This window comes from Falsigemmobacter faecalis (genome assembly GCF_003863335.1).
Lineage (GTDB): Bacteria > Pseudomonadota > Alphaproteobacteria > Rhodobacterales > Rhodobacteraceae > Wagnerdoeblera > Wagnerdoeblera faecalis.
Map to the genome: position 1 here is coordinate 89,306 of NZ_RRAZ01000015.1, position 25,986 is coordinate 115,291.

25 protein-coding genes are annotated in these 25,986 nt (G+C 64.8%); 18 read left to right on the plus strand and 7 right to left on the minus strand.

Annotation, left to right across the window (positions count from 1 at the left end; all coding sequences use genetic code 11):
- Window positions 1-125 precede the first annotated feature (125 nt).
- Entirely contained in the window at window positions 126-1,352 is a 1,227-nt protein-coding gene (locus EG244_RS11795; RefSeq protein ID WP_124965194.1) for an MFS transporter, read from the plus strand.
- Window positions 1,353-1,355: 3 nt separating this feature from the next.
- On the opposite strand, the gene EG244_RS11800 is transcribed toward EG244_RS11795, so the two are convergent.
- The 4 genes from EG244_RS11800 to EG244_RS11815 all read right to left on the minus strand — a co-directional run bounded on the left by EG244_RS11800 (window position 1,356) and on the right by EG244_RS11815 (window position 5,546).
- Entirely contained in the window at window positions 1,356-2,102 is a 747-nt protein-coding gene (locus tag EG244_RS11800) for an ABC transporter ATP-binding protein (RefSeq protein ID WP_124965195.1), read from the minus strand.
- A complete protein-coding gene (locus tag EG244_RS11805; protein WP_124965196.1) occupies window positions 2,099-2,887 on the minus strand; it encodes an MlaE family ABC transporter permease in 789 nt (262 codons plus the stop codon). Before EG244_RS11805 ends, EG244_RS11800 begins: the two co-directional genes overlap by 4 nt.
- A complete protein-coding gene (gene alr, locus EG244_RS11810) occupies window positions 2,884-3,930 on the minus strand; it encodes an alanine racemase (RefSeq protein ID WP_124965197.1) in 1,047 nt (348 codons plus the stop codon). The genes EG244_RS11805 and alr overlap by 4 nt, the downstream gene beginning before the upstream one ends.
- Before the next feature lie 440 nt (window positions 3,931-4,370).
- Window positions 4,371-5,546, minus strand: a complete 1,176-nt coding sequence (locus EG244_RS11815; RefSeq protein ID WP_124965198.1) for an acetyl-CoA C-acyltransferase family protein — start codon at window positions 5,544-5,546, stop codon at window positions 4,371-4,373.
- Window positions 5,547-5,956: 410 nt separating this feature from the next.
- On the opposite strand from EG244_RS11815, the gene EG244_RS11820 reads away from it, so the two are divergent.
- From EG244_RS11820 to EG244_RS11850, 7 genes are all read left to right on the plus strand, one after another.
- On the plus strand, window positions 5,957-7,207 hold the full coding sequence (locus EG244_RS11820) for a Zn-dependent hydrolase (protein ID WP_124965199.1): 1,251 nt from the start codon (window positions 5,957-5,959) through the stop codon (window positions 7,205-7,207).
- Between the two features lie 121 nt (window positions 7,208-7,328).
- Entirely contained in the window at window positions 7,329-8,783 is a 1,455-nt protein-coding gene (hydA, locus tag EG244_RS11825; RefSeq protein ID WP_124965200.1) for a dihydropyrimidinase, read from the plus strand.
- Window positions 8,784-8,792: 9 nt separating this feature from the next.
- Window positions 8,793-9,488, plus strand: a complete 696-nt coding sequence (locus EG244_RS11830; RefSeq protein ID WP_124965201.1) for an SDR family oxidoreductase — start codon at window positions 8,793-8,795, stop codon at window positions 9,486-9,488.
- A gap of 53 nt (window positions 9,489-9,541) precedes the next feature.
- The gene (locus EG244_RS11835; RefSeq protein WP_124965202.1) at window positions 9,542-10,339 is read left to right on the plus strand and encodes an ABC transporter ATP-binding protein; all 798 of its coding nucleotides are present in this window, start codon (window positions 9,542-9,544) and stop codon (window positions 10,337-10,339) included.
- A 117-nt stretch (window positions 10,340-10,456) separates the two neighbouring features.
- On the plus strand, window positions 10,457-11,350 hold the full coding sequence (locus tag EG244_RS11840; protein WP_124965203.1) for an ABC transporter permease: 894 nt from the start codon (window positions 10,457-10,459) through the stop codon (window positions 11,348-11,350).
- The gene (locus tag EG244_RS11845; RefSeq protein ID WP_124965204.1) at window positions 11,347-12,291 is read left to right on the plus strand and encodes an ABC transporter permease; all 945 of its coding nucleotides are present in this window, start codon (window positions 11,347-11,349) and stop codon (window positions 12,289-12,291) included. The genes EG244_RS11840 and EG244_RS11845 overlap by 4 nt, the downstream gene beginning before the upstream one ends.
- A gap of 25 nt (window positions 12,292-12,316) precedes the next feature.
- Window positions 12,317-13,294 carry an ABC transporter substrate-binding protein gene (locus tag EG244_RS11850; protein WP_124965205.1) on the plus strand — a complete coding sequence of 326 codons (978 nt, stop codon included), beginning with the start codon at window positions 12,317-12,319 and terminating at the stop codon, window positions 13,292-13,294.
- 45 nt (window positions 13,295-13,339) lie between these two features.
- Here the strand turns inward: EG244_RS11850 and EG244_RS11855 are convergent, their stop codons facing one another.
- Together EG244_RS11855 and nth are read right to left on the minus strand one after the other, a co-directional pair.
- A complete protein-coding gene (locus EG244_RS11855) occupies window positions 13,340-14,326 on the minus strand; it encodes an adenosine kinase (protein WP_124965206.1) in 987 nt (328 codons plus the stop codon).
- A complete protein-coding gene (gene nth, locus EG244_RS11860; RefSeq protein WP_124965207.1) occupies window positions 14,323-14,967 on the minus strand; it encodes an endonuclease III in 645 nt (214 codons plus the stop codon). The genes EG244_RS11855 and nth overlap by 4 nt, the downstream gene beginning before the upstream one ends.
- A 194-nt stretch (window positions 14,968-15,161) precedes the next feature.
- Between nth and EG244_RS11865 the strand changes: the two genes are divergently transcribed.
- From EG244_RS11865 to EG244_RS11885, 5 genes are all read left to right on the plus strand, one after another.
- Window positions 15,162-15,989: a bifunctional helix-turn-helix domain-containing protein/methylated-DNA--[protein]-cysteine S-methyltransferase gene (locus tag EG244_RS11865; protein ID WP_124965208.1), complete on the plus strand. Its 828-nt coding sequence runs from the start codon at window positions 15,162-15,164 to the stop codon at window positions 15,987-15,989.
- A 315-nt stretch (window positions 15,990-16,304) separates the two neighbouring features.
- Window positions 16,305-16,955 carry an OmpA family protein gene (locus tag EG244_RS11870; protein WP_124965209.1) on the plus strand — a complete coding sequence of 217 codons (651 nt, stop codon included), beginning with the start codon at window positions 16,305-16,307 and terminating at the stop codon, window positions 16,953-16,955.
- Between the two features lie 213 nt (window positions 16,956-17,168).
- On the plus strand, window positions 17,169-17,873 hold the full coding sequence (locus EG244_RS11875; protein WP_124965210.1) for a hypothetical protein: 705 nt from the start codon (window positions 17,169-17,171) through the stop codon (window positions 17,871-17,873).
- Window positions 17,874-17,979: 106 nt separating this feature from the next.
- Window positions 17,980-18,858, plus strand: a complete 879-nt coding sequence (argB, locus tag EG244_RS11880) for an acetylglutamate kinase (RefSeq protein WP_124965225.1) — start codon at window positions 17,980-17,982, stop codon at window positions 18,856-18,858.
- Window positions 18,859-19,537: 679 nt separating this feature from the next.
- Entirely contained in the window at window positions 19,538-20,050 is a 513-nt protein-coding gene (locus EG244_RS11885; RefSeq protein ID WP_124965211.1) for a SixA phosphatase family protein, read from the plus strand.
- A gap of 12 nt (window positions 20,051-20,062) precedes the next feature.
- On the opposite strand, the gene EG244_RS11890 is transcribed toward EG244_RS11885, so the two are convergent.
- Complete coding sequence (locus tag EG244_RS11890; protein WP_124965212.1) at window positions 20,063-20,965, minus strand: zinc-ribbon domain-containing protein; 903 nt, start codon at window positions 20,963-20,965, stop codon at window positions 20,063-20,065.
- 179 nt (window positions 20,966-21,144) lie between these two features.
- Between EG244_RS11890 and EG244_RS11895 the strand changes: the two genes are divergently transcribed.
- Genes EG244_RS11895 through lpxK form a run of 5 tightly spaced genes read left to right on the plus strand, consistent with a single transcriptional unit; the run spans window position 21,145 to window position 25,713 of the window.
- On the plus strand, window positions 21,145-21,816 hold the full coding sequence (locus EG244_RS11895) for a cell division ATP-binding protein FtsE (RefSeq protein ID WP_124965213.1): 672 nt from the start codon (window positions 21,145-21,147) through the stop codon (window positions 21,814-21,816).
- Window positions 21,813-22,703 (plus strand): cell division protein FtsX, encoded by an 891-nt coding sequence (locus EG244_RS11900; protein ID WP_124965214.1) that lies wholly within the window; start codon window positions 21,813-21,815, stop codon window positions 22,701-22,703. The genes EG244_RS11895 and EG244_RS11900 overlap by 4 nt, the downstream gene beginning before the upstream one ends.
- Window positions 22,703-23,467, plus strand: a complete 765-nt coding sequence (locus tag EG244_RS11905; protein WP_325050390.1) for a lysophospholipid acyltransferase family protein — start codon at window positions 22,703-22,705, stop codon at window positions 23,465-23,467. The genes EG244_RS11900 and EG244_RS11905 overlap by 1 nt, the downstream gene beginning before the upstream one ends.
- 60 nt (window positions 23,468-23,527) lie before the next feature.
- Window positions 23,528-24,715 carry a 3-deoxy-D-manno-octulosonic acid transferase gene (locus EG244_RS11910; protein WP_158617296.1) on the plus strand — a complete coding sequence of 396 codons (1,188 nt, stop codon included), beginning with the start codon at window positions 23,528-23,530 and terminating at the stop codon, window positions 24,713-24,715.
- The gene (gene lpxK / locus EG244_RS11915; RefSeq protein ID WP_124965216.1) at window positions 24,712-25,713 is read left to right on the plus strand and encodes a tetraacyldisaccharide 4'-kinase; all 1,002 of its coding nucleotides are present in this window, start codon (window positions 24,712-24,714) and stop codon (window positions 25,711-25,713) included. The genes EG244_RS11910 and lpxK overlap by 4 nt, the downstream gene beginning before the upstream one ends.
- The last annotated feature ends 273 nt before the right edge of the window (window positions 25,714-25,986 follow it).

A 25,986-nucleotide genomic window follows, 5' to 3' on the forward strand; every position in this document is an offset into this window, starting at 1 on the left:
GATGTAGGGCGTGGCGCGCGCGCCTGCAAGCGGCGCATTGGCGCCTGTTCTTTGACAGATGCCTTTGGCGCTGGACCTTTGGCGCAGACCAGGGTCACCTGAGCCTGTTCCACAAGACGGTTGCCATGCGCCTGCTGATTTCTTTTGCCGCCATTTTCGTCTCTGTCATTCTGATGCAGCTGGGCTCGGGCGGAGTGGTGCCGCTCGATGCGCTCTCGGGGGTCGAGCTGGGCTTTTCGGCCTCGGCCATCGGTCTGATCGGCTCGGCGCATTTCTTAGGCTTTCTGATCGGCTGCTGGTGGACGCCGCGTCTGATGGGCGAGGTGGGGCATTCGCGGGCCTTTGCGGCGCTGACGGCGGCGGGCACCATCGGCATTCTGGCGCATATGATGGTCACCGATCCCATCGCCTGGGGGATCTTCCGTATGGCGACCGGCCTGTCCGCGGCGGGCTGCTATACGATCATTGAGGCCTGGCTTCAGGGCAAGCTGACCAATGCGAACCGCGGCAGCGCCATGGGGGTCTATCGGATCGTCGATATCGGCGGCAGTCTGGCGGCGCAGATGATGATCGGCTTTCTGGCACCTGCGAGCTATTTTTCCTATAATCTGCTGGCACTTCTGGCCTGTGCCGCGCTTTTCCCGCTGGTGCTGACCAAGGCAGAGGCCCCGAAGTCGAGCCTTGCGCCGCGGCTGCGGCCCATCCTGGCGTGGCAACGCTCTCCGCTGGGCGCGGTGGGGGTGGTGGTCTCAGGCGTCACCGGCGGGGCCTTCCGCATGGTGGGCCCGCTTTACGGGGTCGCCGTGGGGCTTGATCCCAAACAGATCGGGGCGTTTCTCTCGGCCTATGTCATCGGTGGCGCGGTGGCGCAGTTTCCGATGGGCTGGCTGTCGGATAAATACGACCGCCGGACGGTTCTCGCCTGGCTTTCGGCGGGGTCGGTTGTGGCCTGCGTCTTTACGGTCTTCGCTCAGGATTTCGGCCTCTGGGCGGTCTTTACGGGGGCCACGCTCTTTGGCCTGACGACCATGCCGCTTTATTCGATCTCAGCGGCCCATGCGAATGACTTTTCCAACGACGATGAGCGGGTGGAACTCTCGGCAGCGCTGCTGTTCCTCTATGCCATTGGCGCGATTGCCAGCCCGGTCGTTGCCTCTGCACTGATGGAGCGCTTCGGCCCCGGCGGCATGTTTGCGCTGATCGCAGCGGCGCATTTTGCCCTGCTGGTCTTTGGTCTGATGCGGATGCGGGTCGGGCGGCAGCCGGAGCATCCGACGGCCTGGACCTATCGGCCCAAGACCTCGTTTCTCTTCGGGCGGCTGATGCGCAAGCCGCGCCGCCCGGAGGAATAGGCCTTAACGCAAAGTGGCAATCGGCCCTTCAGGGCGGCCGTTGATGAACTGATCGACGTAAGGATCGCCCGAGTGGTCGAGATCCGCCACCGGCCCCAGCCATTGCACGCGGCCCTGATAAAGCATGCAGACCTGATCGGCGATCGCCCGCACCGAGGTCATATCATGGGTGATGGAGATGGCGGTCGCCCCCATCTCGGTCACAAGGCCGCGGATCAGATCATTGATGACGCCTGACATGATCGGATCAAGGCCCGTCGTCGGCTCATCAAAGAAGATGATCGAGGGGTCCGCCGCAATGGCCCGCGCCAGGCTCACGCGCTTTTGCATGCCGCCTGACAGCTCTGCCGGGTAAAGATCGGCCACCCGTTCGGGCAGGCCCACACGGCCGAGTTTCTCAATCGCCAGGGCCCGGGCCTCTTCGCGGGGGCGCTTTTTCGGGCCGCGCAGCAGCCGGAAGGCGACATTCTCCCAGATCTTCAGCGAGTCAAACAGCGCGCCGCCCTGAAACAGCATCCCGAAAGTTTGCAGAAAATCGTCCCGGTTGGCAGCTGTCAACTCGGCGCCATCGACCAGAATGCTGCCCTTATCCTGCGGCACCAGGCCCAGAATGGTCTTCAGCAGCACCGATTTCCCGGTGCCCGATCCGCCGATGACCACAAGGTTCTGCCCTTTGGGCACCTCAAGGCTGACCCCGCGCAGCACGTGGTTTGAGCCAAAGGATTTATGAACGTCGCGCAGCCGGATCATGAGGTAAAGAACACTTCCGTCAGCGCATAATTGGCAGCAAGGATCAGGATCGACGAGGCCACAACCGCCGATTTGGTGGCAGCACCCACGCCCTGGGCCCCGCGCCCCGACATCATGCCGTGATAGCAGCCCATCAGCGCCACAATGGCCCCGAAAGCCGCACCTTTGACCAGGCCCGAGCCGACATCCCAGGCCTCAAGATAGGTCCAGGTGTTGTAAAGATAGCTGCCCGAATTAAACTCAAGCCGCGTGGTGCCGACCAGCCAGCCGCCCATGATCCCGATGATATCGCCCACCGCGACCAGGATCGGCATCGAGACAGTGGCGGCCAGAACACGCGGCACCACCAGATATTTCAGCGGGTTGGTCGACAGCGTGGTCAGCGCATCGATCTGCTCGGTCACCTTCATGGTGCCGATCTCAGCCGCGATGGAGGAGGACACCCTTGCGGCCACCATCAGCCCGCCCAGAACCGGGCCTAACTCGCGCACCATGCCGATGGCCACGATGGAAGGGACGGCAAATTCGGCCTGAAACCGCGCGCCGCCCGAGTAGATCTGCAGCGCCAGCGCGCCCCCGGTAAAGAGCGCGGTCAGCGCCACCACCGGCAGCGACAGCCAGCCGATGGCCAGAAGCTGGCTCAGCAGTTCGCGGCCATAAAACGGCGGCCGCAGGATATGCGAGACCACCCGCCCGGTGAAGATCATCACCCGGCCCAGCCCCCCGATCAGATCAAGGGTAAACCGGCCCAGCTGCGCCAGCGGCTGCGTCAGAGCCCGGCTCATGCCGCGCCGAGGTAGCGCCGCGCGTAGCGGTGCCCAAGCGAGGTCAGGATCTCATAGCCGATGGTGCCGGCCACGCCGCCTAAGGCGTCAACCCCCTGGTGCGGCCCGAGAATATCAAGCGTCTCAGGCACCTGGTCGAGGTGGCTGACATCGACGGTCATCAGATCCATCGAGACGCGGCCCAGGAGCGGGCAGGGCACATCCCCCGCCCAGAGGGTCGCCTTGCCGGAAAGCGCGCGGCTCAGGCCATCGGCGTAACCAGCGGCAATCGTCGCCACACGGGTCGGCTGCGTGGCGCGAAAGCCCAGCGAATAGCCGACATATTCCCCCGGCTGCACCAGACGGTGCTGAATGACCGGCAGCGACAGCGTGACCACCGGCGAAGCGCCGTCAAAGGGCAGCCCGCCATAAAGCCCCACACCGGGGCGCGTCACGTCAAAATGATAGTCCGGCCCCAGCAGAATGCCCCCGGTGGCCGCAAGCGAGCGCGCGATGCCCAGACCATCGGTCAGCGTGTGGAAGGTCTCCAGCTGGTCGCGGTTCAGGGCCGTATCGGGCGCATCGGCACAGGCCAGATGGCTCATCAGCAGGGTCGGGCGCGCATCGAGCACGATATCGGCGATCGCCGCCCAGTCGTCCGGCTCAAGACCCAGACGGTTCATCCCGGTATCCAGCTGAATGCCGAAAGCATGGCCCGGCAGGTTCTCAAAATGGCGGGTGACCTGCTCAACGGAGTTCAGCATCGGCGTCAGGCCGAAATCGCGGATCAGCGCGGTATCACCGCTGCAATGCCCGCCGAGTACATTGACCTCAAAGCCATCGCCCAGTGCCTGACGGACCTGCGCGCCCTCTTCGGCGACGGCGACGAAGAAGCGTCGCGCGCCTGCGCCTGCCAGCGCCCGGGCGACCGTTCCGGCCCCAAGGCCGTAAGCGTCCGCCTTGACCACAGCAGAGGTCTCAGTGGTTGCAGCAGAAACACGATCCATCGCGCGCCAGTTGGCGCAGATCGCAGCGAGGTCAATGGAGAGGATACCGGTAGCCATAGCGCGGTTTTGACACCGCCACCGCGAAGGTCAAGCGCGAAATCAAAAGGCAGCCTTCCCGCATGGCAGAGCTGCGCCGGGCTGCGCAGTCACAGGGCGGCGGATCGCGGCTGGCGCCGGGGCACGCTCAGCGGACAGACCGGGTCAAAAAGCGAAGACCGCATGGAACAGAGCCGGGCTGAGCGGGCCGAAGATCCATGTGGCCAGCACCTCGGCCCAAAGGTCGGGAAACCCGGGGAAAGCGGCTGCCTGCATGCTGCATACTCATCAAACAGAGACCGGCTCGCGCGGTCAGAGGAACAAAGCGCCCGCGTGAGTGAAGGCCTGCCGGGGCGTGCATTGCCGGGCGAAGACCCATGATCTCAATGCCCTGGGCCGAAAGGTAACGGGCCGCGGGACGGTGGGTGCGGGCCGCCCCTCATGGGGGCGGCCCTGCAGGATCAGAGGCGCTCAATCGCCAGGGCAATGCCCTGACCGCCGCCGATGCACATGGTGATCAGCGCGAGTTTGCCGCCCGTGCGCTCCAGCTCATACATCGCCTTGATGGTGATGATCGCGCCGGTCGCGCCGACCGGATGGCCCAGCGCAATCGCGCCGCCGTTCGGGTTCACCTTTGCGGGATCCAGACCGAGACCGCGCGAGACCGCGAGGGCCTGAGCCGCGAAAGCCTCGTTTGATTCGATCACGTCGAAATCCGAGACCTTCAGGCCGGTCTTTTCCAGCAGCGCTTTGACCGCCGGGATCGGGCCATTGCCCATGCGGGTCGGGTCCACACCGGCATGGGCATAGCCCAGGATGCGCGCCAGCGGCTTCAGACCGGCAGCGGCGGCCGCATCGGCGCGGGCCAGAACCAGCGCCGCAGCACCATCGTTGATACCCGAGGCATTGCCCGCGGTCACGGTGCCGTCTTTCTGGAAGACCGCCTTCAGACCGCCGAGGCTTTCCATGGTCGAGGCCTTGGGATGTTCATCCTTCGCAAAGAGCGTCACGCCTTTGCGCGATTTCAGCTCTACCGGGACGATCTGGCTGTCGAAGTGACCGGCTTCAATGGCGGCAATCGCGCGGCGCTGGCTTTCCACCGAGAAAGCATCCTGCTCTTCGCGGGTGATATTGCCGTCTTTGGCCTGGTTCTCGGCGGTCACGCCCATATGGCCGGTGCCGAAGGGGCAATGCAGCGTGGCGGTCAGCATATCCACGGCCTTGCCGTCGCCCATCTTCTGGCCAAAGCGGGCGAAGGGCAGGTTATAGGGCGCGCGGCTCATGGCCTCAGCGCCACCGGCCAGCGCGAAGTCTGCATCACCCAGCATCAGCGATTGTGCTGCCGAAACAATGGCCTGAACGCCCGAACCGCAGAGGCGGTTCACGTTCATCGCCGGGGTCTCCTGGGGGATGCCCGCCTCAATGCCGGCAACGCGCGAGAGATACATATCGCGCGGCTCGGTGTTGATGACATGGCCAAAGACCACATGGCCGATCTTTGCGGCGTCAATCCCGGCGCGTTCAATGGCGGCTTTCGACACCAGGGTCGCAAGCTCACAGGGCGGCGTGTTGGACAGGCTGCCGCCAAAGCTGCCGATGGCGGTGCGGGCGCCGGAGAGGATGACGATATCAGACATGGAATAACCTTCTGTAAAGCGCTGCCAGAAGGGGGTGTCAGAGGCGGGCTCCTCCCGTTGGCTCTGGCCGGGCCTCCCTCCCTGCTGGACGTATTCCTGCCCATTGCGGATGCCTGGTCAAGCTCTCCGGTGCGTCGCGACGCTGCGTTGCAGAATAATTTCTGCGGTGCAGGAGTGCGCGGGCAGCCCGAAAGGGGTGAAATTTTGCGCGCCCGCCCGGGGCGGCGCCTGAATATTGCGCGGATCTTTCGGAAAACCGGGGGCGAGGGGCCAGAGCCTTCCCGAGAAATTCGTTGACCGCCTGGGGCGCTGGTGTAGCCTCAGACCTGACCGATTGGTCAGATTTGGATTCGGACATTACCAGGCGTGTAAGGGCAAAACGCCCCTGCCGCGACCCCGGGGAGCAAGCGATGACGCCAGCCGGCCTGAACCTGCGGATTGATCCCGCAAGGCTGTGGGACAGTCTCGAAGAAATGGCCAAAGTGGGTCCTGGCATCGCCGGGGGCTGCAACCGCCAGACCCTGACCGATGCCGACAGCGAGGGGCGCCACCTCTTCCGCGCCTGGGCGGAAGCGGCGGGGATGACCATGAAGCTCGACCGCATGGGCAATATGTTCTTCCTGCGCGAGGGCGCAGAGCCGGGACTTTTGCCGGTGGCCATGGGCTCTCACCTTGATACCCAGCCGACGGGCGGGAAATACGACGGGGTTCTGGGGGTCTTAGGCGCGCTGGAAGTGGTGCGCACGCTCAATGATATGGGCGTCAGAACCCGTCATCCGATCATGATCACCAATTGGACCAATGAGGAGGGCGCGCGCTTCGCCCCCGCCATGCTGGCCAGCGGCGTCTATGCCGGGATGCTGACGGAAGACTATGCCAATGCCCGTCAGGACGCCGAGGGCAAGACCTTCGGGGCTGAGCTGGACCGCATCGGCTGGCGCGGCGAAGAGCCTGTCGGCGCAGAGAAATTCCACGCGATGTTTGAGCTGCACATCGAGCAGGGCCCGATCCTTGAGGCCAAAGCGAAAGACATCGGTGTTGTGACCCATGGCCAGGGCCTTTGGTGGCTGGAGATCACCTATACCGGCAAGGATGCGCATACCGGCTCAACGCCGATGTCGATGCGCGTCAACGCAGGCCGCGGCGTCGCGCAGATGATTGAGGCCGTCCATCAGATCGCCATGCGCCATCAGCCCGATGTGGTCGGCGCGGTGGGGCAGATGAATGTCTGGCCGAATTCGCGCAATGTGATCCCCGGCAAAGCGGTCTTCACGGTAGATATCCGCTCGCCCCATCAGGGCAAGCTCGATGCCATGCGCGCCGAAGTTGAACGCGCCGCCCGGGACATCGCGCGCGGCCTTGGCCTTGGGGTGGAGCTGGAGGCCGTCGGGCATTTTGATCCGGTCGCCTTTGATCCGGACCTTGTGAAGGTGGTGCGCGCGCAGGCTGAGGCGCTGGGCTTCAGCCATATGGATATCGTTTCAGGCGCGGGGCATGACGCCTGCTGGGTCAATCGCGTGGCCCCCACGGTGATGATTATGTGCCCCTGCGTTGATGGCCTCAGTCACAATGAGGCAGAGAAGATCACCCCCGAATGGGCGGCGGCGGGCAGCGATGTGCTGCTGCATTCCGTTCTCGAAGTGGCGGGTGTGATCGCATGATCCCTGCCGCCCCGGCACTCTCAGGGGCGGCTTTGACGACACGACTATTCGGCGGCCCGCTCTCTCGCAGACAGCGGCCCGGAAGACTGTTGCCTGCAAGAAGGACGGGGGAGGGCTCACAATGGCCAGCACGGTGATTAAGGGCGGCACGATTGTCACGGCGGATCTCAGCTATGAGGCTGATGTGAAGATTGAGGGGGGCACGATCGTTGAGATCGGCAAAAACCTCAGCGGTGACAAGGTGCTGGACGCGGCAGGCTGCTATATCATGCCGGGCGGGATTGACCCCCATACCCATCTGGAAATGCCCTTCATGGGCACCTATTCGGCGGATGATTTCGAAAGCGGCACCCGCGCGGCGGTCGCAGGCGGCACCACCTGTGTCATCGATTTCGTGCTGCCCGATCAGGGCCAGGGTCTGATGGAGGCCGCGCAGCGCTGGCACAATAAATCCACCCGCGCGCATTGCGATTACAGCTTTCACATGGCGATCACCTGGTGGGGTGAAAAGGTCTGGGAAGATATGGCCGAAAGCGTGAAGGCGGGCATGACCTCTTTCAAGCATTTCATGGCCTATAAAGGCGCGCTCATGGTCAATGACGATGAGATGTTCCAGTCCTTCCGGCGGGTGGGCGATCTTGGCGGTCTGGCCATGGTCCATGCTGAAAACGGCGATGTGGTGGCCGAACTCACCGCGCGGCTGCTGGCCGAGGGCAACACCGGCCCCGAAGGTCACGCCTATTCCCGCCCGCCTCAGGTTGAGGGAGAGGCCACCAACCGCGCCATTATGATCGCCGATATGGCGGGGGTGCCGCTTTATGTCGTGCACACCAGCTGCGAAGACAGCCATGAGGCGATCCGGCGCGCGCGTCAGGCCGGAAAGCGCGTCTGGGGCGAGCCGCTGATCCAGCATCTGGTGCTGGATGAAAGCGAATATTTCAACGCCGACTGGGATCACGCCGCGCGGCGGGTGATGTCACCGCCCTTCCGCAATAAGCTGCATCAGGACAGCCTCTGGGCCGGGTTGCAGTCAGGCTCGCTGAGTTGTGTGGCGACCGATCACTGCGCCTTTACCACCGATCAGAAACGCACGGGCCTGGGGGATTTCTCAAAGATCCCGAATGGCACCGGGGGGCTGCAGGACCGTCTGCCGGTGCTTTGGGCCCAGGGCGTGAATACGGGGCGGCTGACGCCCAATGAATTTGTCGCCGTCACCTCGACCAATATTGCCAAGATCCTGAATATGTACCCGAAAAAGGGCGCAGTCCTTGTCGGGGCCGATGCGGATCTGGTGATTTGGGATCCGCAAAAAGAGGGGGTGGTTTCTGCCGCGAGCCAGGAATCGAGCATCGATTACAACGTCTTTGAGGGCCAGAAACTGAAGGGCCTGCCGCGCTATACCCTGAGCCGCGGGCGGGTGGCTTTTGAAGACGGCAAAGTGCAGCCCGAGCCGGGCTGGGGCCAGTTCACCCCACGCGCGCCGCGCCCGGCGGTGAACCGCGCGCTTTCGGCCTGGAAGGAACTCAGCGCGCCGCGCCCGGTCCGCCGCAGCGGCATCCCCGCCAGTGGCGTGTGAGGGGGGCTCATGAAAACGGCACTCATCATGGCAGGCGGCAGCGGCATGGGGGCAGCCTCTGCCCGGGCGCTGGCGGAGGAAGGCTACCGCGTCGGGATCCTGTCTTCCTCGGGCAAAGGCGAGGCGCTGGCGGCGGAGCTGGGCGGCATCGGGGTCACCGGCTCCAACCGCTCAGAGGCGGATCTGCGCGGGCTGGTCGATCGGGCGATGGAGCAATGGGGCCGCATCGATGTGCTGGTCAACTCAGCCGGGCACGGGCCGAAAGGGCCGCTGCTGGATCTGACGGAAGACGACTGGCGCGAGGGCTTTGACATCTATTTCCTGAATGTGGTGCGGGCCGTGCGGCTGGTCACCCCGGTCATGGAGCGTCAGGGCGGCGGGGCGATTGTGAATATCTCGACCGCCTGGGTGGCGGAGCCCTCGGATATGTTCCCGACCTCGGCGGTGGCGCGCTCAGGGCTGAGCGCTTTTACCAAACTTTTTGCCGATCAATATGCGGCCCAGGGCATCCGGATGAACAATGTGCTGCCAGGCTGGATCGACAGCCTGCCGATGAAGGAGGAGCGCGCGGGGTCAGTGCCGATGAAGCGCTACGGCACGGCGGAAGAGATCGGCAAAACGGTGGCTTTTCTGGCCTCTGAGGCGGCGGGTTACATCACCGGCCAAAGCCTGAGGGTCGACGGCGGGCTGATGAGAAGCGTTTGATCTGACACCAGAACCCGACCGTCAGAGTTCGGGACATGCGACACGGGTGAGCGATGAAGGATACACTAAGCCTGGCCGAGCCGGTGATCGAAGCCGAAGGGCTGAACCTGATTTTTCAGGCCGCAGACGGCCCGGTTCAGGCGCTGCGCGATGTCTCACTGACGATCCGCAAGGGGGAGTTCGTGAGTTTCATCGGCCCCTCCGGCTGCGGGAAAACCACCTTTCTGCGCTGCATCGCCGCGCTGGAGAAACCCAGCTCGGGGCGGCTGACGGTGAATGGCCTCTCGCCCGAGGCGGCGCGGCAGAGCCGGGCCTATGGCTATGTCTTTCAGGCGGCGGGGCTTTATCCCTGGCGCACCATCGCCGGAAATATCCGCCTGCCGCTGGAGATCATGGGTTTTTCCAGGGCCGATCAGGCAGAGCGGGTGCAAAGGGTGCTGGAGCTGGTCGATCTTCAGGGCTTTGGCAAAAAGTTTCCCTGGCAGCTGTCAGGCGGCATGCAGCAGCGCGCCTCAATCGCGCGGGCGCTGGCCTTTGATGCCGATATTTTGCTGATGGATGAGCCCTTTGGCGCTTTGGATGAGATCGTGCGCGACCGTCTGAACGAAGAGCTTTTGAAGCTCTGGGCGGCGACGGGAAAGACCGTGGGGTTCGTGACCCATTCGATCCCGGAGGCGGTCTATCTTTCGACCCGCATCGTGGTGATGAGCCCGCGTCCGGGGCGGATTACCGATGTTATCGAGAGCCCCTTCGGGCGCGAGCGGCCTTTGGAGATCCGCGACAGTCCGGAGTTTCTGGCTATCGCCAACCGCGTGCGGGAAGGGTTGCGGGCGGGGCATATCGATGAGTGATCTGCCCAAAGACAGGGGGGCTGCCTGCCCCCCTCTTGCCCCTGCGGGTCAATTCACCCCCCGGGAGTATTTTGAAAAAGCCAAAGCCTTCGCGCGGTTCTTACGGAGGGCGGGGCGATGAGGGCGCTGGTGCCGGTTCTGACGGTGGTGGCGGCGATTCTCGCGCTTTGGTATCTGGCGGCGATCTGGCTGAACGCGGATTGGGCGCGCGATCAGGCGCAGCGCGCGGGGGCGGACCTGCCCTTTTCTGAGCTGGTCAGCCAGACCCTGTCGCAGGAGCGGCCGAAACTGCCCGCCCCGCATCAGGTCGCCCAGGAGTTTCACAAGCTGACCTGGGAGGAAGAGACCGAGGGCCGCCGGGGCTTTGTGAAATCCGGCAGCTTTTCCAACCGCGGGTTGATCCATCACGCGCTGGCGACGCTGACGGCTACGGCTTTTGGCTTTGTGATCGGCTCGGGCTTTGGGATCCTGCTGGCGGTGGGGATCGTCCACAACCGCGCCATGGATCTGAGCGTGATGCCCTGGGCGATTGCCAGCCAGACCGTGCCCATCGTGGCGATCGCGCCGATGATCATTGTGGTGCTGAACTCGGTCGGTGTGGCGGGGCTGATCCCCAAGGCGATCATTGCGGCCTATTTAAGTTTCTTTCCTGTGGTGGTCGGCATGGTGAAGGGGCTGCGCAGTCCCGATGCCATGCAGACCGACCTTTTGCGGACCTGGAATGCCAGCGGCTTTCAGGCGCTGATGCGGCTCAGGCTGCCCTCTTCGGTGCCTTTTCTCTTTGCCTCGCTGAAGGTGGGGATCGCGGCGGCGCTGGTGGGCACCATTGTCGCGGAGCTGCCGGTCGGGGGCGCGGGGCTTGGCACGCGGCTGCTGGCGGGAAGCTATTACGGGCAGACCATTCAGATCTGGGCCACGCTGATCGCGGCGGCGCTGCTGGCGCTGCTGATGGTGGGGGCTGTGGGGCTGGTGCAGCGGCTGACGCTGAAACGGATGGGGTTCCGGGCATGAGGGCTTGGCTGAAACCGGTGATCTATGGGGCAGGGGGCAGTCTGCTGCTCCTTGGCCTGGCAGCGCTTTTCCGCGAGGGGCCGCGCAATCTTCTCGCCGACGGGCGGTTCTGGCTTTTGTTTGCGATCTGGGGTGCGGCCTGGGCGGTCAATGCAAAGATCGCCGATTGCGCGCTGCGCAGTGCGACCCGTGGCGGTGTGGCGCTTTTGTTCGGGGCCACACTTTTGCTGCTGTGGGAGGTGACGGTGCGGGTCTATCAGATCTCGCCGGTGATCCTGCCCGCGCCTTCGGCGGTGGCGGCGCAGTTTGTGGCTTCGGGTCCGATCCTTTGGGCGGATTTCGTGCAGACGATCCTGAAGGGCGCGCTGTCGGGCTGGGTGATCGGGTGCAGCGTCGCTTTGCTGACGGCGGTGCTGATCGACCGCTCGCCCTTTTTGCAGCGCGGGCTTTTGCCGGTGGGGAATTTCGTGGCGGCGCTGCCGATCGTTGGCATCGCGCCGATCCTGGTGATGTGGTTCGGCTTTGACTGGCACTCTAAGGCGGCGGTGGTCGTCGTCATGGTCTTTTTCCCGATGCTGGTGAACTGCGTCGAAGGGCTGAAGGCCGCCGATCCCATGCAGCGCGATCTGATGCAGACCTGGGGCGCGGGCTGGGGGCAGTCGCTTTTGAAACTGCGGCTGCCTGCGGCCATGCCCTTTATTTTCAACGGGTTGAAGATCGCGGGAACCCTGGCGCTGATCGGGGCGATTGTGGCGGAGTTCTTTGGCTCTCCGGTGGTGGGCATGGGCTTTCGGATCTCGGCTGAGGCCGGGCGGATGCGGCTTGATATGGTCTGGGCGGAAATTCTGGTCGCGGCACTCGCCGGGACTGCGCTTTACGGGGCAATCGCCCTGGCGGAGAAACGGGTGACATTCTGGCACCCGTCACAACGAGGCCGCTGAGCGGCCCGACAGGAGAGGTGTTGCAATGAAAAACTGGATGCTTTCAGCAGCTTCCGTGCTGGCCCTCACGGGGGCGGCCCAGGCGGCAGAAGATGTGACGCTGCAGCTGAAATGGGTGACCCAGGCGCAGTTCGCGGGCTATTTCGTGGCGCTGGATAAGGGCTTTTACGAAGAAGAGGGGCTCAATGTCACCATCAAGCCGGGCGGGCCGGATGTGGCGCCGGTGCAGGTGCTGATGGGCGGCGGCGCGGATGTCATGGTGGACTGGCTGCCCTCGGCGCTGGCGGCACGTGAGCAGGGCGCCCCGGTTGTCAATATCGCGCAGCCCTTTAAGTCTTCGGGCATGATGCTGACCTGTCTGAAGGAATCCGGCGTCGCCACCCCGGCGGATTTTAAGGGCAAGACCCTTGGCGTCTGGTTTGGCGGCAATGAATATCCCTTCCTGAACTGGATGAGCCGCCTGAACCTGAAGACCGATGGCTCTGATGTGACGGTGCTCAAGCAGGGCTTCAACGTCGATCCGCTGTTGCAAAAACAGGCCGCCTGTATCTCAACCATGACCTATAACGAATATTGGCAGGTCATTGATGCGGGGGTGAAGCCTGAGGATCTGATCACCTTCAAATATGAAGATGAGGGCGTCGCGACCCTCGAAGACGGGCTTTATGTCATTGAGGACAAGCTGAAAGATCCGGCCTTTGTGGAGAAGATGGCGAAATTCGTCCGCGCCTCGATGAAGGGCTGGAAATACGCCGAAGAGCATCCGGATGAAGCGGCGGAAATGGTTCTGGAAAACGACGAAACCGGGGCGCAGACCGAGGAGCATCAAAAACGCATGGCGCGCGAAGTGGCCAAGCTGACCGCAGGTTCAAACGGGGCGCTGATTGAGGCCGATTATGACCGGACGGTCGCGGCGCTGATGGCCGGTGGCTCTGATCCGGTGATCACCAAAAAACCCGAAGGGGCCTGGACCCATGCGGTCACGGATCTGGCGCTGAAATAAGCCTCAGCAAACCGCCCCCCGGAGGTGATCCGGGGGGCGGTTTTGTTACAGAAGTCCGGCTTTGCGGAAGAGGTCGAGCACGCTTTCATCGGGGCGGGCACCGAAATGGGTGATCACCTCGGCGGCGGCGATGCAGCCCATGCGGCCTGCGGTTTCCAGATCGCGCCCGGTGGCGAGACCATAAAGGAAGCCAGCGGCGAATTGATCACCCGCGCCGGTGGTATCGAGCGGCGCGATGCGGCTGACCGGCACGTCGATTGAGGTCGCGCCCTGACGGATCGTCACGCCTTCGCCCGAGCGGGTGCAGACCACCAGCGGACACTGCGCGGCGGCCAGATCCAGCGCCTCGGTCAGGGTTTCGGTCTGATAAAGCGCCGCCCATTCGTGCTCATTGCCGATGACGAAATCGAGCTCCTGCACCAGGGCGCGGAAATCCCCGCGGTGGCGGTCGACGCAGAAGGGGTCCGAGAGCGACAGCCCCGCACGGCCGCCCGCCTCACGGCACAGGCGCGCCGCTTTCAGAAAGGCCGCTTTGCCGGGGTCTTTGTCGAAAAGATAGCCCTCAAGGAAGAGGATCTCACTGTCGCGGATCACCTCTTCGGGCAGATCTTCGGGGCCGAATTCCGCCGAGATGCCAAGATAGGTGTTCATCGAACGCTCACCATCGGGCGAGACGAAGATCATGCAGCGCGAGGTGGGAAGCGTTGCATGTTGCACCGGCGCGACCGGAAAGGCGATGCCTTCGGCGGCCAGGGCATCAACGGCGAAATGGCCGATCTCATCGGCGGCCACTTTGCCGATACAGGCGGTGCGCAGACCAAGCGCGCCCAGGCCCGCGACGGTATTGCCGACCGAGCCGCCGGGGATCTGGCTGCGATCCTCCATGCCGGCATAAAGCGCCTCGCAGCGCGCCTGATCGACCAGGGTCATGACGCCTTTGGTGATGCCCAGAGCGGCGAGGCCCTCGTCGTCCATGCGGGTAAGCACATCGACAATGGCATTGCCGATGCCGGTGACCTGATAGGATTTCATATGGTTTTGTCCTCGCTGTGACAGAGGTCAGCAATGATGCAGGCACCGCATTTTGGCTTGCGGGCAACGCAGATGTAGCGGCCGTGCAGGATCAGCCAGTGGTGGGCGTGTTGCTGAAACTCCGCCGGAATATTGTCTTCAATGGCGCGCTCAATCTGATCGACATCGCGGCCCGGGCAGATGCCGGTGCGGTTGCCGATGCGGAAGATATGGGTATCGACCGCCTGAGCCGGAATGCGCCACCACATATTCAGCACCACATTGGCGGTTTTGCGACCGACACCGGGCAGCGAAACCAACGCCGCGCGTGATGACGGGACCACGCCGCCGTAGTCGCGCTCAAGGATCTCTGAGAGCTTCATGACGTTTTTGGCCTTATTGCGGAACAGGCCGATGGTCTTGATATGTTCAATCAGCGCCTCTTCGCCAAGCGCCAGCATTTTGGCGGGCGTATCGGCGATCTCAAAGAGCTTCGCCGTGGCGCGGTTGACGCCGATGTCGGTGGCCTGGGCGGAAAGCGCCACGGCCACGAGCAGCGTATAGGCATTGGTGTGGTTGAGCTCTCCCTTTGGTTCCGGCTCGGAGGCCTGAAACCGGGAGAAGATCTCATGCATGGCGGCATAGGGAAGCTGAGCGGTCATAGGCTGCTTTTGCCTCAGATCACCCATGTTCAGCAATGCGCAAATTCCGGGTCGGGGCAGGGGGGCGTTCGGGGTAAGATCACGGGGAGAAGCGGGGGCTGCCGCCCCCGCACCCCCGCCTGAAGGGGGCGAAGGGCCCCCTTCAGACTTCCCCGGTGCAAAGGGGCGGGACGGAGGGGCGATCGGAGTTTGGGATGGGTGACGAGAGCTATCATTATCAGGTGATCGCCCGGGCGATCGGTGTGCTGGAGACGGGGCAGGGGGATATGTCACTTGCCGCGCTGGCGCAGAGATGCGGGATGAGTGTTGCGCATTTTCAGCGCGTTTTCAGCGCTTGTGCGGGGATTTCGCCGAAGCAGTATCAGCAGTTCCGGCGCCTTGTGGCGGCCCGCGCGCTGCTTCGCAGTGAACTGGCTTTGCCGGAGGTGGCGGAAGCGCTGGATCTGTCCGGCACGGGGCGGCTTTATGATCTGATGATCCGCTGGGAGGCGATGACGCCCGGAGACTACGCGCGGCGGGGGCAGGGGCGGCGGATCGGCTGGGCCTTTGTTGACAGCCCCTTTGGGCGGGCTTTGGTGATGGCCACCGGGACCGGGATCTGCGGGCTGGGGTTTGCCGTTGAGCAGAGTGAGGCTGCGGTTTTTGCCGATCTCACTGCCCGCTGGCCGGGGGCTGAGTTTGAGGAGGCCTCTGCGCGGATTGAACCTTTGGCGCAGGCGGCGTTTTCCGGCGGTGGAGCCGCGTTGCATCTGATCGGCGCGCCCTTCCGGCTGAAGGTCTGGGAGGCGCTTTTGTCGATCCCTCCGGGCGAGGTGCTGAGTTACGGCGGGCTGGCCGGGGCTCTTGGCCAGCCGGGGGCGGCACGGGCGGTGGGCCAGGCGGTCGGAGCCAATCCGGTGGCTTTGCTGATCCCCTGTCACCGGGTGATCCGTGCGACCGGGGCCTTTGGCGGATACCACTGGGGAGCGGGCGTGAAGGCCGGGCTTTTGCAGCGGGAGGGCGTTGCTGCCGTATCGCAGTAAATGCGCAAAATTTGCAATTTACGGGCGTTAAATTGTCAGGTGGCTTTCATCGCCAGACCTGTGGAGTTAGCCGGTACATCGGGTTCTCTGGCGAGTTTGCGTGCAGGGAACCGGTATTTCACTCGGGAGTTGTCGAGGCAGACGCTATGGCCGAAGAACGGATCCTGGCTTGTCCGGCGCATCGCCCCCTGAGACATTAACAAAGCTCAGCGGGCGGAAAACCGCGTGCCGGATGTGGCGAGGGTTCAGCTTTGGGCTGTGCCCGTGTAGCACCATCGCGCCCGGGCTCCGGGCCGTTATCGGAGTGAGATAAAGATGAAACTCAAGACCCCCGCCCTCATTGCTGCAGTGGCTTTGATTGGTCTGACCGCCTGTGATCCCTATCCTCAGGGCGACCCCTACAACACCCGCGCCCGCACCGGCGCGATGACCGGCGCTCTGATCGGCGGCGCTATCGGGGCCACTTCGAACAGCTCCACCCGTCCGCTGGCGGCTTTGGCCGGTGCGGCGGTGGGCGCGGCTGTGGGCGGCGGCATTGGCGCCTCGCTTGACCGTCAGGCGGCTGAGCTGCAGGCCGCGACCTCTGGCAATATCGGCGTGGTGAACGCGGGCAGCCATCTCATCGTGACCATGCCGCAGGATCTGCTGTTCGCGACCGACAGCGCCTCGGTGCGTCCGGATCTGCAAAACGATCTGCGCGCCGTTGCCGGAAACCTGCGTCAGTATCCGAACTCCAATGTCGAGATCATTGGCCATACCGACAGCACCGGTGATGCGGGCTACAACCGCCAGCTCTCGCAGCGTCGCGCCTCGGCTGTGGCCTCGGTGCTGATGGGGTCGGGTGTGCCGTCGAACCGTCTGCAGACCATCGGTCGCGGTGAAGATGCGCCGATCGCCTCGAACCTGACGCCGGAAGGCCGCGCGCAGAACCGCCGTGTGGAAATCCTGATCCGTCCTTACCAGTAAGGCATCCCAAAGTTTAAAAACGCCCGCCGCAGAAGCCTGCGGCGGGCGTTTTCTTTTGGCGCGACAAGATTGCAGCAAAACGGGATAGAGGTTTGACGCAGGAGGCAGCCTCTTTATATAAGTGTCCGATTTGAAGCGACAATTTCTTTAGATTGCAATCCGGGGTCCGGGGCGGATCGGATTGTCGCTGCCTTGCCTGGAGTAACGTACCTGATGAGACGTGGTGACCTGCCGCCGGTAAAGACCTTTTACCGTGAAAACATTTCCCGGGAGCTGCTGGAGGCGCAGCGGATGGTTTTCGCGCATCTGGGGATTGAGCTGCAGCAGGAGCTGGAGAAGGGCATGAAACATGCCGACTGGCTCGACCGCAGCTTCGGGGGCACTTCGGATGAGGTCGTGGTGGTCTGCGATATCGATGCCTTTCCTTTGAACACAGCCGCTTTTGCCGCGATGGTCGGGCGGGCCCGCAGCGGTGTTCTGACCGGGCTTGAGCAGGTGGCCAACCATGTCACAAACCGCGCGCCCTATGCCGGGCCGATGTTTCTGGCGGCCCCTGCCGGGCTCTGGCAGCGGCTGGGTCGTCCGGCCTCGCGTGCCACAGAGGCGGTGGATGTCGCCCAGGCCTTTACCGTGGCGGCCCGCGCCGCAGGCTCGGGCGTTGAGGTGATCGCGCCGCGCTTTGCCATCGCGCCGAAATGGGCTTTGGGCGACAGGGGCGTTTTCGGCATTGGCACCTTCTACGGCGATCTGGATTTCTTTCACCTCTTTGAGGCGCGGCTGCAAAGTCCGGTTGAGCTGTTCTGCGCGGTGGCGGAAGGCGTTGTCAGCGGGCGCCATGATTTTGCCCGCTATCTTGAGATTATGCGCGAGGTGCCGCCCGTGGTGGCGCGACCGCGCAAACGCTTTGGGCTGTTCTGAGGCGGGCGTCGCGCATTGAGGCTTGGCAGGGGGGGCGAAGGCGGCTAGTCCTTTCCCCCGAAATCACCGCCCGGAGACCCGAGCCCCAATGAAAAAGCAGCTTGCCATGACGCGCGATCCTGCCGCCACTGCCCGCACCCTCTCTGAAGCTCTGCCCTATCTGCAGCGATATGCCGGCGCCATTGTCGTGGTGAAATTCGGCGGCAATGCCATGGGCGATGAAGCGGCGATGGCAGAATTTGCCCGCGATATCGTGCTGATGCGCCAGGTGGGTGTGAACCCGGTTGTCGTGCACGGCGGCGGGCCGATGATCAATGATCTGCTGGCCCGTCTGGGCATTAAATCGGAATTCGTGCGCGGCAAGCGCGTCACCGACAAAGCCACCGTTGAGGTGGTTGAGATGGTGCTGACCGGTCTGGTGAACAAGCGCATCGTTCAGGCCATCATGGATGAAGGCGGCCGTGCGGTCGGTCTTTCGGGCAAAGACGACGACCTGATGGTCTGCGAGGCGGATGATCCCGAGCTGGGCTTCGTGGGTCGCCCGGTGGAGATGAACGTGCAGGTTCTGCGCGATCTCTTCAGCGCCGGGATCATTCCGGTGGTGGCCCCGGTGGCCACCGGAATGAACGACAATGAGACCTTCAACGTCAATGGCGACACCGCAGCCGGTGCCATCGCGGGCGCGCTGAAGGCTGATCGTCTGCTGCTGCTGACCGATGTGGCAGGCGTCAAAAACGCCGGCGGCGAAGTCATGACGCAGATCACTCCGGAAGAGGTCGTGCAGATGACCACCGATGGTGTGATCGCGGGCGGCATGATCCCCAAGACCGAAACCGCGCTGAAGGCGCTGGAAGAGGGCGTTCGCGCCGTGGTCATCCTTGATGGCCGGGTGCCCAATGCCTGCCTGCTGGAACTCTTCACCGACCAGGGCGCGGGCTCGATGATCCGCACCACCGAGCCGCGGGTAAAACCGCGCGAGGTCTGAGGTCCGCCGCAACCGGGAGGCGTCAGCGCCGCCTTTGCCAATCTCAGCTTAAGTCCTTTGACGGCACCCCAGGGGGTGCCGTTTGCTTTTGCCGGTCGGGCTTTGCGCGCCGCGCAGACCGCTTGGCGGATCTTACAGGGCCTCCGTCCTCCAGACGAAGCCTTCAGTCGCGTGAGGCGCAGGGGATGGCTGCCCGGCGTGTCAGAGGCGCTGTCTGAAGGCGCTGGTGGCTGAGGCGGGCAGGTCTGTGACAGGCGCGTGGCAGGGGGGGGGCGCCCGTCGTGCCATCGCACCTGCTGAGACTGCCCCGAACTTTGGCAGAAAACGCCCTCATTGAGGGGGGCAGATCTTCCTTTGCGCTTCTGTTTCAGGACCACTTTCCCGGATCGCAGGCTTTGGCCGCGCCTTCGGAATTTCCCGGCAGGGTCCGGAAATATAAACCCGCGCTTCATCACGGACGGGTTTGGTGCGGAAAAGAGCTGCCGTCTGACCCGGTGGAAGATCCGCCGGCTTCAGGTCCTTTACAGGACCCGCGATGCGGGAGTGCCGTGCCGTCGCCCGTGGCCGGAAAGCGCCTGGGGTGCGGAATGCCTCCGGTGCGATGCGCCGCGCTTGCCCGCTCCTGGTTGCTCATGCCAGAGTGGAGGGGCAATGGCCTGGCATATGAGGAATTTTATCCATGAGCACCCTGCGCCTGATCCTGACCCGCCACGCCAAATCTGACTGGGGCGACCCCACCGCCGCAGATCAGGCCCGCCCGCTCAATGCCCGCGGCCGCCGCGCGGCGGGCCTCATGGCGGACTGGCTGGTCTCCCGCGGCGATCTGCCGGGCGAGGTGCTCTGCTCGGACGCGCTGCGCACCCGCGAGACCTGGGAGCTGATGGCCCCGCATTTCGCCACCCATCCTCCCGAACTGGTGCTGAAGCCTGCGCTTTATCACGCGCCCGCAGATGTCATGCTGGCGGTGCTGCGCGGGGCAAAGTCTCCGGTGGTGATGATGATCGGCCACAACCCCGGCATCGCGGAATTTGCGGCACGGCTGCTGGCGCGGGCGCCGCAGGACAGCGATTTTACCCGCTATCCGACCGGTGCCACCCTGGTCGCGGGGTTTGAGGCAGAGACCTGGGCGGAGGTCACCCCCGGCTCGGGCGCGGTGATCGACTTCATGACCCCGCGACGGCTGGAAGCCTGAGGGGAGGGGCGCTTACGCGCCCTCTCCGAGAAAGCCTGAAACCAGGCGCGCCAGACCGCTGCGCGCCTGGTCCACCAGATCGGCATAGGCCGAGAGCGCCGGACCGGCGGCGGGCAGAGCGGCCTGCAGATCGTCGTTTTTAAGATAAAGCACCGCCAGAAGCAGGGCGAGCAGGATCATCAGCGCAAAACCCCGCGCAAATCCGCTGCGCTGCCCGGCCTGCGCCGAGAGGGCCTCTCCGGCTGCAAATTCGGTCTGCGAGGTGCTTTCCAGGGTGGAATTGATCTGCTCAATATCAGGCAGCAGATCGCGGCGCGAGGCGCGCAGCGGCACCTTCGGCACCTCGGTATCAACCGGCTCATCCGCGGGGGGCGGCTCTTCGATGAAGCGGGCCTCCTCGATCTCTTCCTCGGGCCGCGAAGGGGGCGGCGGGGGGAAGGGCCGGGGGGCGGTCTCTGGTTCAGGTTCAGGTTCAGCCATGGGCTGCGCTGCAAAGATGACCTGCGGCTCCGGCGTCGCAGCGGGCGGGGCGGGGTCTTCCTCCGCCGGTGGTGCGGCACCAAAGGCGTCTGCGGCGCGGGCGGCGGTCTCACGCTCCGCCTCTTCGCGCAGAATGGCCAGCATTTCGTCATCCAGCGGCGCGCGGCGCAGCGGCGGCAGATCGGCGTCCGACAGCGGCGGCAGATCGGGTTCGTCGTCTTCGAACTGCGCATCGGGGGCCGGGCGGAACGAGGCCGTCGCGATGCGGCGCGGCACGACCGGCCCGGGGGCGGCGGGGGCAGGCACGGGCGCACCGCTGCCCGGCTCAAACCAGACATGGCTGCAGGCCGAGCATTGCACGTCGCGCCCCTCAGGTGGAATCATATCCACCTCTACTTCATATTGCGCGTCGCAATTCCCGCAAATCAGCCGCATCCACTACCCCGCCTGGTCGCCAGATCTTTTCTGGCAGCGCCTCTGAGGATGTTGTAGCAAGGGTGGGAAACTTCTTCCAGTCTGCGCGCGACCTGCGGTTCAGGCAGACAGCGGAAGCGACATTGCCGCCACGAGGCCCGCGCAGACCGGGCGGCGGCAGGCGGGATGAGAGGGACGGCGTGATCGCATTTGAGAATGTGGGCTACAGCTATGGCGGAGCCGAGCTGTTTTCGGGGGTCTCGCTGACGCTGGCGCCGGGCTCTTTTCATTTTCTGACCGGGCCTTCGGGGGCGGGGAAGACCACATTCCTGAAGCTGTGTTATGGCGAGCTGGTGCCGACCACCGGGCGGCTGACGCTTTTTGACGGCGAAGTCCGCTCGATGAGCCGCGATGATGTGGCCATGGTGCGCCGCCGCATCGGGGTGGTGCATCAGGATTGTCAGTTCCTTGACCATCTGCCTGTCGCGGCCAATGTCGCCCTGCCGCTGACCGTCTGCGGGCGCGAGGCCGATGTGGCGAACCTGCAGGATCTGCTGACCTGGGTGGGGCTGCGGCCCCATACCGATGCTCTGCCGCCCTCGCTTTCAGGCGGAGAGCGCCAGCGTGCGGCGGTGGCCCGCGCCGTCATCATGTCGCCCGAGGTGATCCTGGCCGATGAGCCGACGGGCAACCTTGATGCCGAGATGTCGATGCGGCTTCTGACGCTCTTTATTGAGCTGAACCGTATGGGGAAAACCATCGTTCTCGCGACCCATGACATGAACCTGATCCGCGCGACCAAGGGCCAGGTGCCGGCCCGGGTGCTGCGGCTGCAAAACCGCAAACTCCAGCTGGCGGGGGCCGATCTGTGAGCCGCCCGGTCCTGCCCTTTACCGATCCCTCTGCCGACCGTGTGGTGCCGCCGACCGGCCATACCGCCTGGCTGACGGGGTTTACCGCCGCTGCCATGACCTTTCTTGCGGTCTTTGCCCTGGCGCTGTCGCTGGCCTCAGGCCGGCTGGCCGATCGCTGGCAGGAGGCGCTGAGCAATACCGCCACCATCCGCATCTCGGCCCCGCCCGACCAGATAGAGGCCCAGACCCGCGCGGTTCTGACCCTGTTGTCGACCACACCCGGTGTGGGGGATGCGCGGGCCCTGTCGGATGTCGAGCAGCGCGGCCTGCTGGAGCCCTGGTTTGGCCCGGATCTGCCGGTCGACAGCCTGGCGCTGCCGCAACTCGTTGAATTTGCCTCTGCAGACCAGGGCTATGATGCCCAGGGGCTGCGCCTGCGGCTGCAGGCCGAAGCGCCGGGCGCGGTGCTGGATGATCACACCCGCTGGCGTCGCCCGCTGGCCGTCGCGGCAGAGCGGCTGCGCCTTCTGGGCTGGCTGTCGCTGGCGCTGATCGGGGGCGCGATGGCGGCCATGATCACGCTCGCGGCCAATGCGGCGCTGGCGGCCAATGCCCAGGTCATCCGGGTGCTGCGCCTTGTGGGGGCGACGGATGGCTTTATTGCCGGGGCTTTCGTGCGCCGCTTTACGCTGCGGGCGCTGGCGGGATCACTTGCCGGGGGGGCGCTGGGGGCGCTTGCGATCTTTGCGCTGCCTTCGGCCGATGAGGCGGGCGGCTTTCTGACCGGCCTCGGCTTTCAGGGCTACGGCTGGTTTGCGCCGCTGAGCCTGCCGCTGCTGGCCGCGATTGTGGCTTTTGCAGCCACGCGCGCTGCGGCGCGGAAAAAACTTTCGGAGCTGATGTAATGGGACCTTTGCGACTGGCCCTGCAATATGTGCTTTCGTTTCTGTTCATCATTCAGATGTATGTGATGATGACGGTGATTGCTTTGGGGTTCTTCCCCTGGGCGGCTTTTTCAAGGCGCGGCGCGATGATGGCCTGCCATGCCTTCTGTGGCTGGGTGCGCTTTTCGGCGCGCTGGATGGTGGGGCTGCGCACCGAGATCCGGGGCACGCCGCCCACGGGTCCGGTGCTGGTCGCATCCAAGCATCAGTCGTTTCTGGATATCATTCTGCTGTTTTCGGCGCTGCCGCATCCGCGCTTTGTGATGAAGCGCGAGCTGCTGTTCACGCCGGTGCTTGGGCAATATGCCATGCGGATCGGCTGCATTCCGGTCAATCGTGACAAGGGCATGACCGCGCTGCGTGAGATGCTGAAGGCTGCGAAAACCGGGCCGCATGCCAATGGCCAGCTGATCATTTTTGCGCAGGGTACGCGGGTCGCTCCGGGGGTGAAAGAGCCCTATAAGATCGGCGTCGGCGCACTTTATCAGTCGCTGAAGCGCGAGTGCTTTCCGGTGGCGGTCAATGTCGGCGTCTTCTGGCCGCGGCGCGGGATTCTGCGCAAACCGGGCCTTGCGGTGCTGGAGTTTGTGCCCCCCATCGCACCGGGCCTGAAAGTTGCCCCCTTCATGGAGGTGCTTGAAGAGGTGATTGAGGCGCGCTCGGAGACGCTTCTTGACGAGGCGCTGGACCAGTTCCCTGAGAAGGCCCGGGGCGCCCGGGTCTGATCGTGCCGGGCCGCAGGATCTGCCGCCCCGCCCGTGCCTGTTGATGTGAAAGGAGTGCGCGTGCTTTCTCCCGGTCTGCGGCTTTATCGCTTTTTGCGCGGCCCCGCCCCCGGTGGCAGCGAGAGCATTTCCGGAGAGCGTCCCTCCGGGCGGCTGGCCTGGCTTCATGCGCCCGATGCGGCTGCCGTTCTGGCCTTCCGTCCGCTGATGGCGCGGTTGCGCGATGAGCGGATGGCCGATCACTTCCTGCTGACCTGCGCGGAACCCGGGGTGCCCGGCACCCTCGCGCCGCCCGCTGATGAGCCCGCTCTGGCGGCCGCTTTTCTTGACCACTGGCGGCCCGATTACGGCATCTGGGCCTCCGGCGGTCTGCGGCCGGTGCTCCTTTATACGGCGGCAGCGCGGCATCTGCCGGTTGTCCTGACCGGGGGCACCGAGCCGGGTCTTGGCGCCGGGCGGCTGATCCCGCGGCTGATGCGCGGTCTTTTTGCGGCCTTTCGGCAGATTTTCGTCACCGATCAGACCGCTGCGCGGGCCTTTTTGCGCGTGGGCGCGCCGCCTGCGCGTCTTGAGGTGGCGGGGCGGATGGAGGAGGCCTCTCACAGCCTGCCGGTCCCCGAGGCTGAACGCGAGGCGCTGTCGCGCATCCTTGGCACCCGCCCGGTCTGGCTTGCCGTGGGCGTGCCGGAGGAGGAGGAGGCGCTGGTGATCCGCGCCCATCTGAAGGCGCTGCACAGCGCGCATCGGCTGCTTTTGATCCTTGTGCCCGCCTCTGCTGACCGGATCCCGGCCCTGCTGCGCGATCTGCCGGGGAGCTACGGGCTTGAGGCAGGCTACCGCGCCGCCGATGAAGACCCCGATGAGGACACGCAGGTCTATCTGGCCGATGATGATGAGCCGGGTCTGTGGTATCGCCTCGCGCCTCTGACCTGGGCGGGGGGCAGTCTGAAAGGCGCGGGCCCGATGCGCCACCCCTTTGAGGCCGCCGCCGCAGGCTCGGCCCTGCTGCACGGGCCGAATTTCGGGCCTTACCTGCACGCGATGGAGCGGCTGCAATCCGCAGGCGGCGCCCGCCTGGTGCCACGGGGCGAGGAGCTGGGCGATGTGGTGGGCGATATGCTGGCCCCGGACCGCTGTGCGCGGATTGCCCAGGCCGCCTGGGCCGTCACCTCAGAAGGCGGCGAGGCCAGCGACAAAGTGATCGCTGCCGTATCCGCCATTCTCGACAGCAAAGGAGCGCGGTCATGAGCCATGCCCCCGCCTGGTGGTTCACCCCGCCCTATGCCCCGGATCTGCGCGCAAGGCTGCTGGCCCCGCTCGGAGCCGCCTATGGTGCGGCGACGGCGCGCCGCGTGGCGCGGGCGGCACAGGGCTACCGCGCCGGGGTGCCGGTGATCTGCATCGGGAATATCAATGCGGGGGGGACGGGGAAAACGCCGACGACGATCCTGCTCGCGCAGCGCCTGTCAGCGCCGGGGCGGCGGGTTTTCATTGTTTCGCGTGGCCATGGCGGCAGCCTGAAAGGCCCGGTTCTCGTGGATCCGGCCCGTCATCGCGCCGCGCAGACCGGCGATGAGCCCCTGTTGCTGGCAGCCTTTGCCCCGGTCATCATCGCCCGCGACCGCGCTGCGGGTGTGCGGCTGGCCGAGGCCGGCGGCGCGGATCTGATCCTTCTTGATGACGGCCATCAGAACCCCTCCGTGCAAAAGGACCTCTCCATCGTGGTCGTTGATGCGCACCGCGGCTTTGGCAACGGGCGCTGTCTGCCCGCAGGGCCGCTGCGCGAGCCGGTGCTGCGCGGTCTGGCGCGGGCTGATCTTCTGCTGTCGATCGGACCGGAAGCTGCGCAGAGCCGGTTCGGCAGTCTCTGGGGTAATGGTGTGCACTCCGTGCCCCGTGTCACGGCAGAGCTGAAGCCCCTGCAGATGGGCATGGACTGGCAGGGGGAGCGGGTGATCGCCTTTGCGGGCATCGGGCATCCTGAGAAGTTCTTCGCCACCCTGCGCGGCGAGGGGGCCGATCTGGTCGGCACCGTGGCGCTGGGCGATCACGAAGCCTTCGCGCCCGCGCTGCTGATCCGGCTGGAGCAGGAGGCGAAGCTGAAGGGCGCACAACTGGTCACCACGGAAAAAGACGCAGCCCGGCTGCCGGATCACTTCCGCCGCAAAGTCCTGACTTTGCCGGTGCGGCTGGAGATCACCGGGGGGGAAGACCATCTTGCGGCAGCGCTGGCCCGTGTGATCTGAAGGGCGGTCGCCGGGCCGGAGAGGGCATAGGGGGCTGTAAAATCCCTGCAACTCTGGTGGCGAAGGTCAATCCGTTCCGATCCTGAGCGTCCCTGCGGGCATTGTCGGCTGCGCTGCCGGATCCCCGGGACCGGCAGGCCGGATCTCTGTCGGAGATGCGTGGCTGCGGCAGCGATTGAGGCGGCTGTCTGGCACCTGTCAGAGCATAAATGTAACCATCCGGCGCAGCTTGCAATTACCCATAAGTTTCCGGCGGCGGCTTTGCCATGCGTG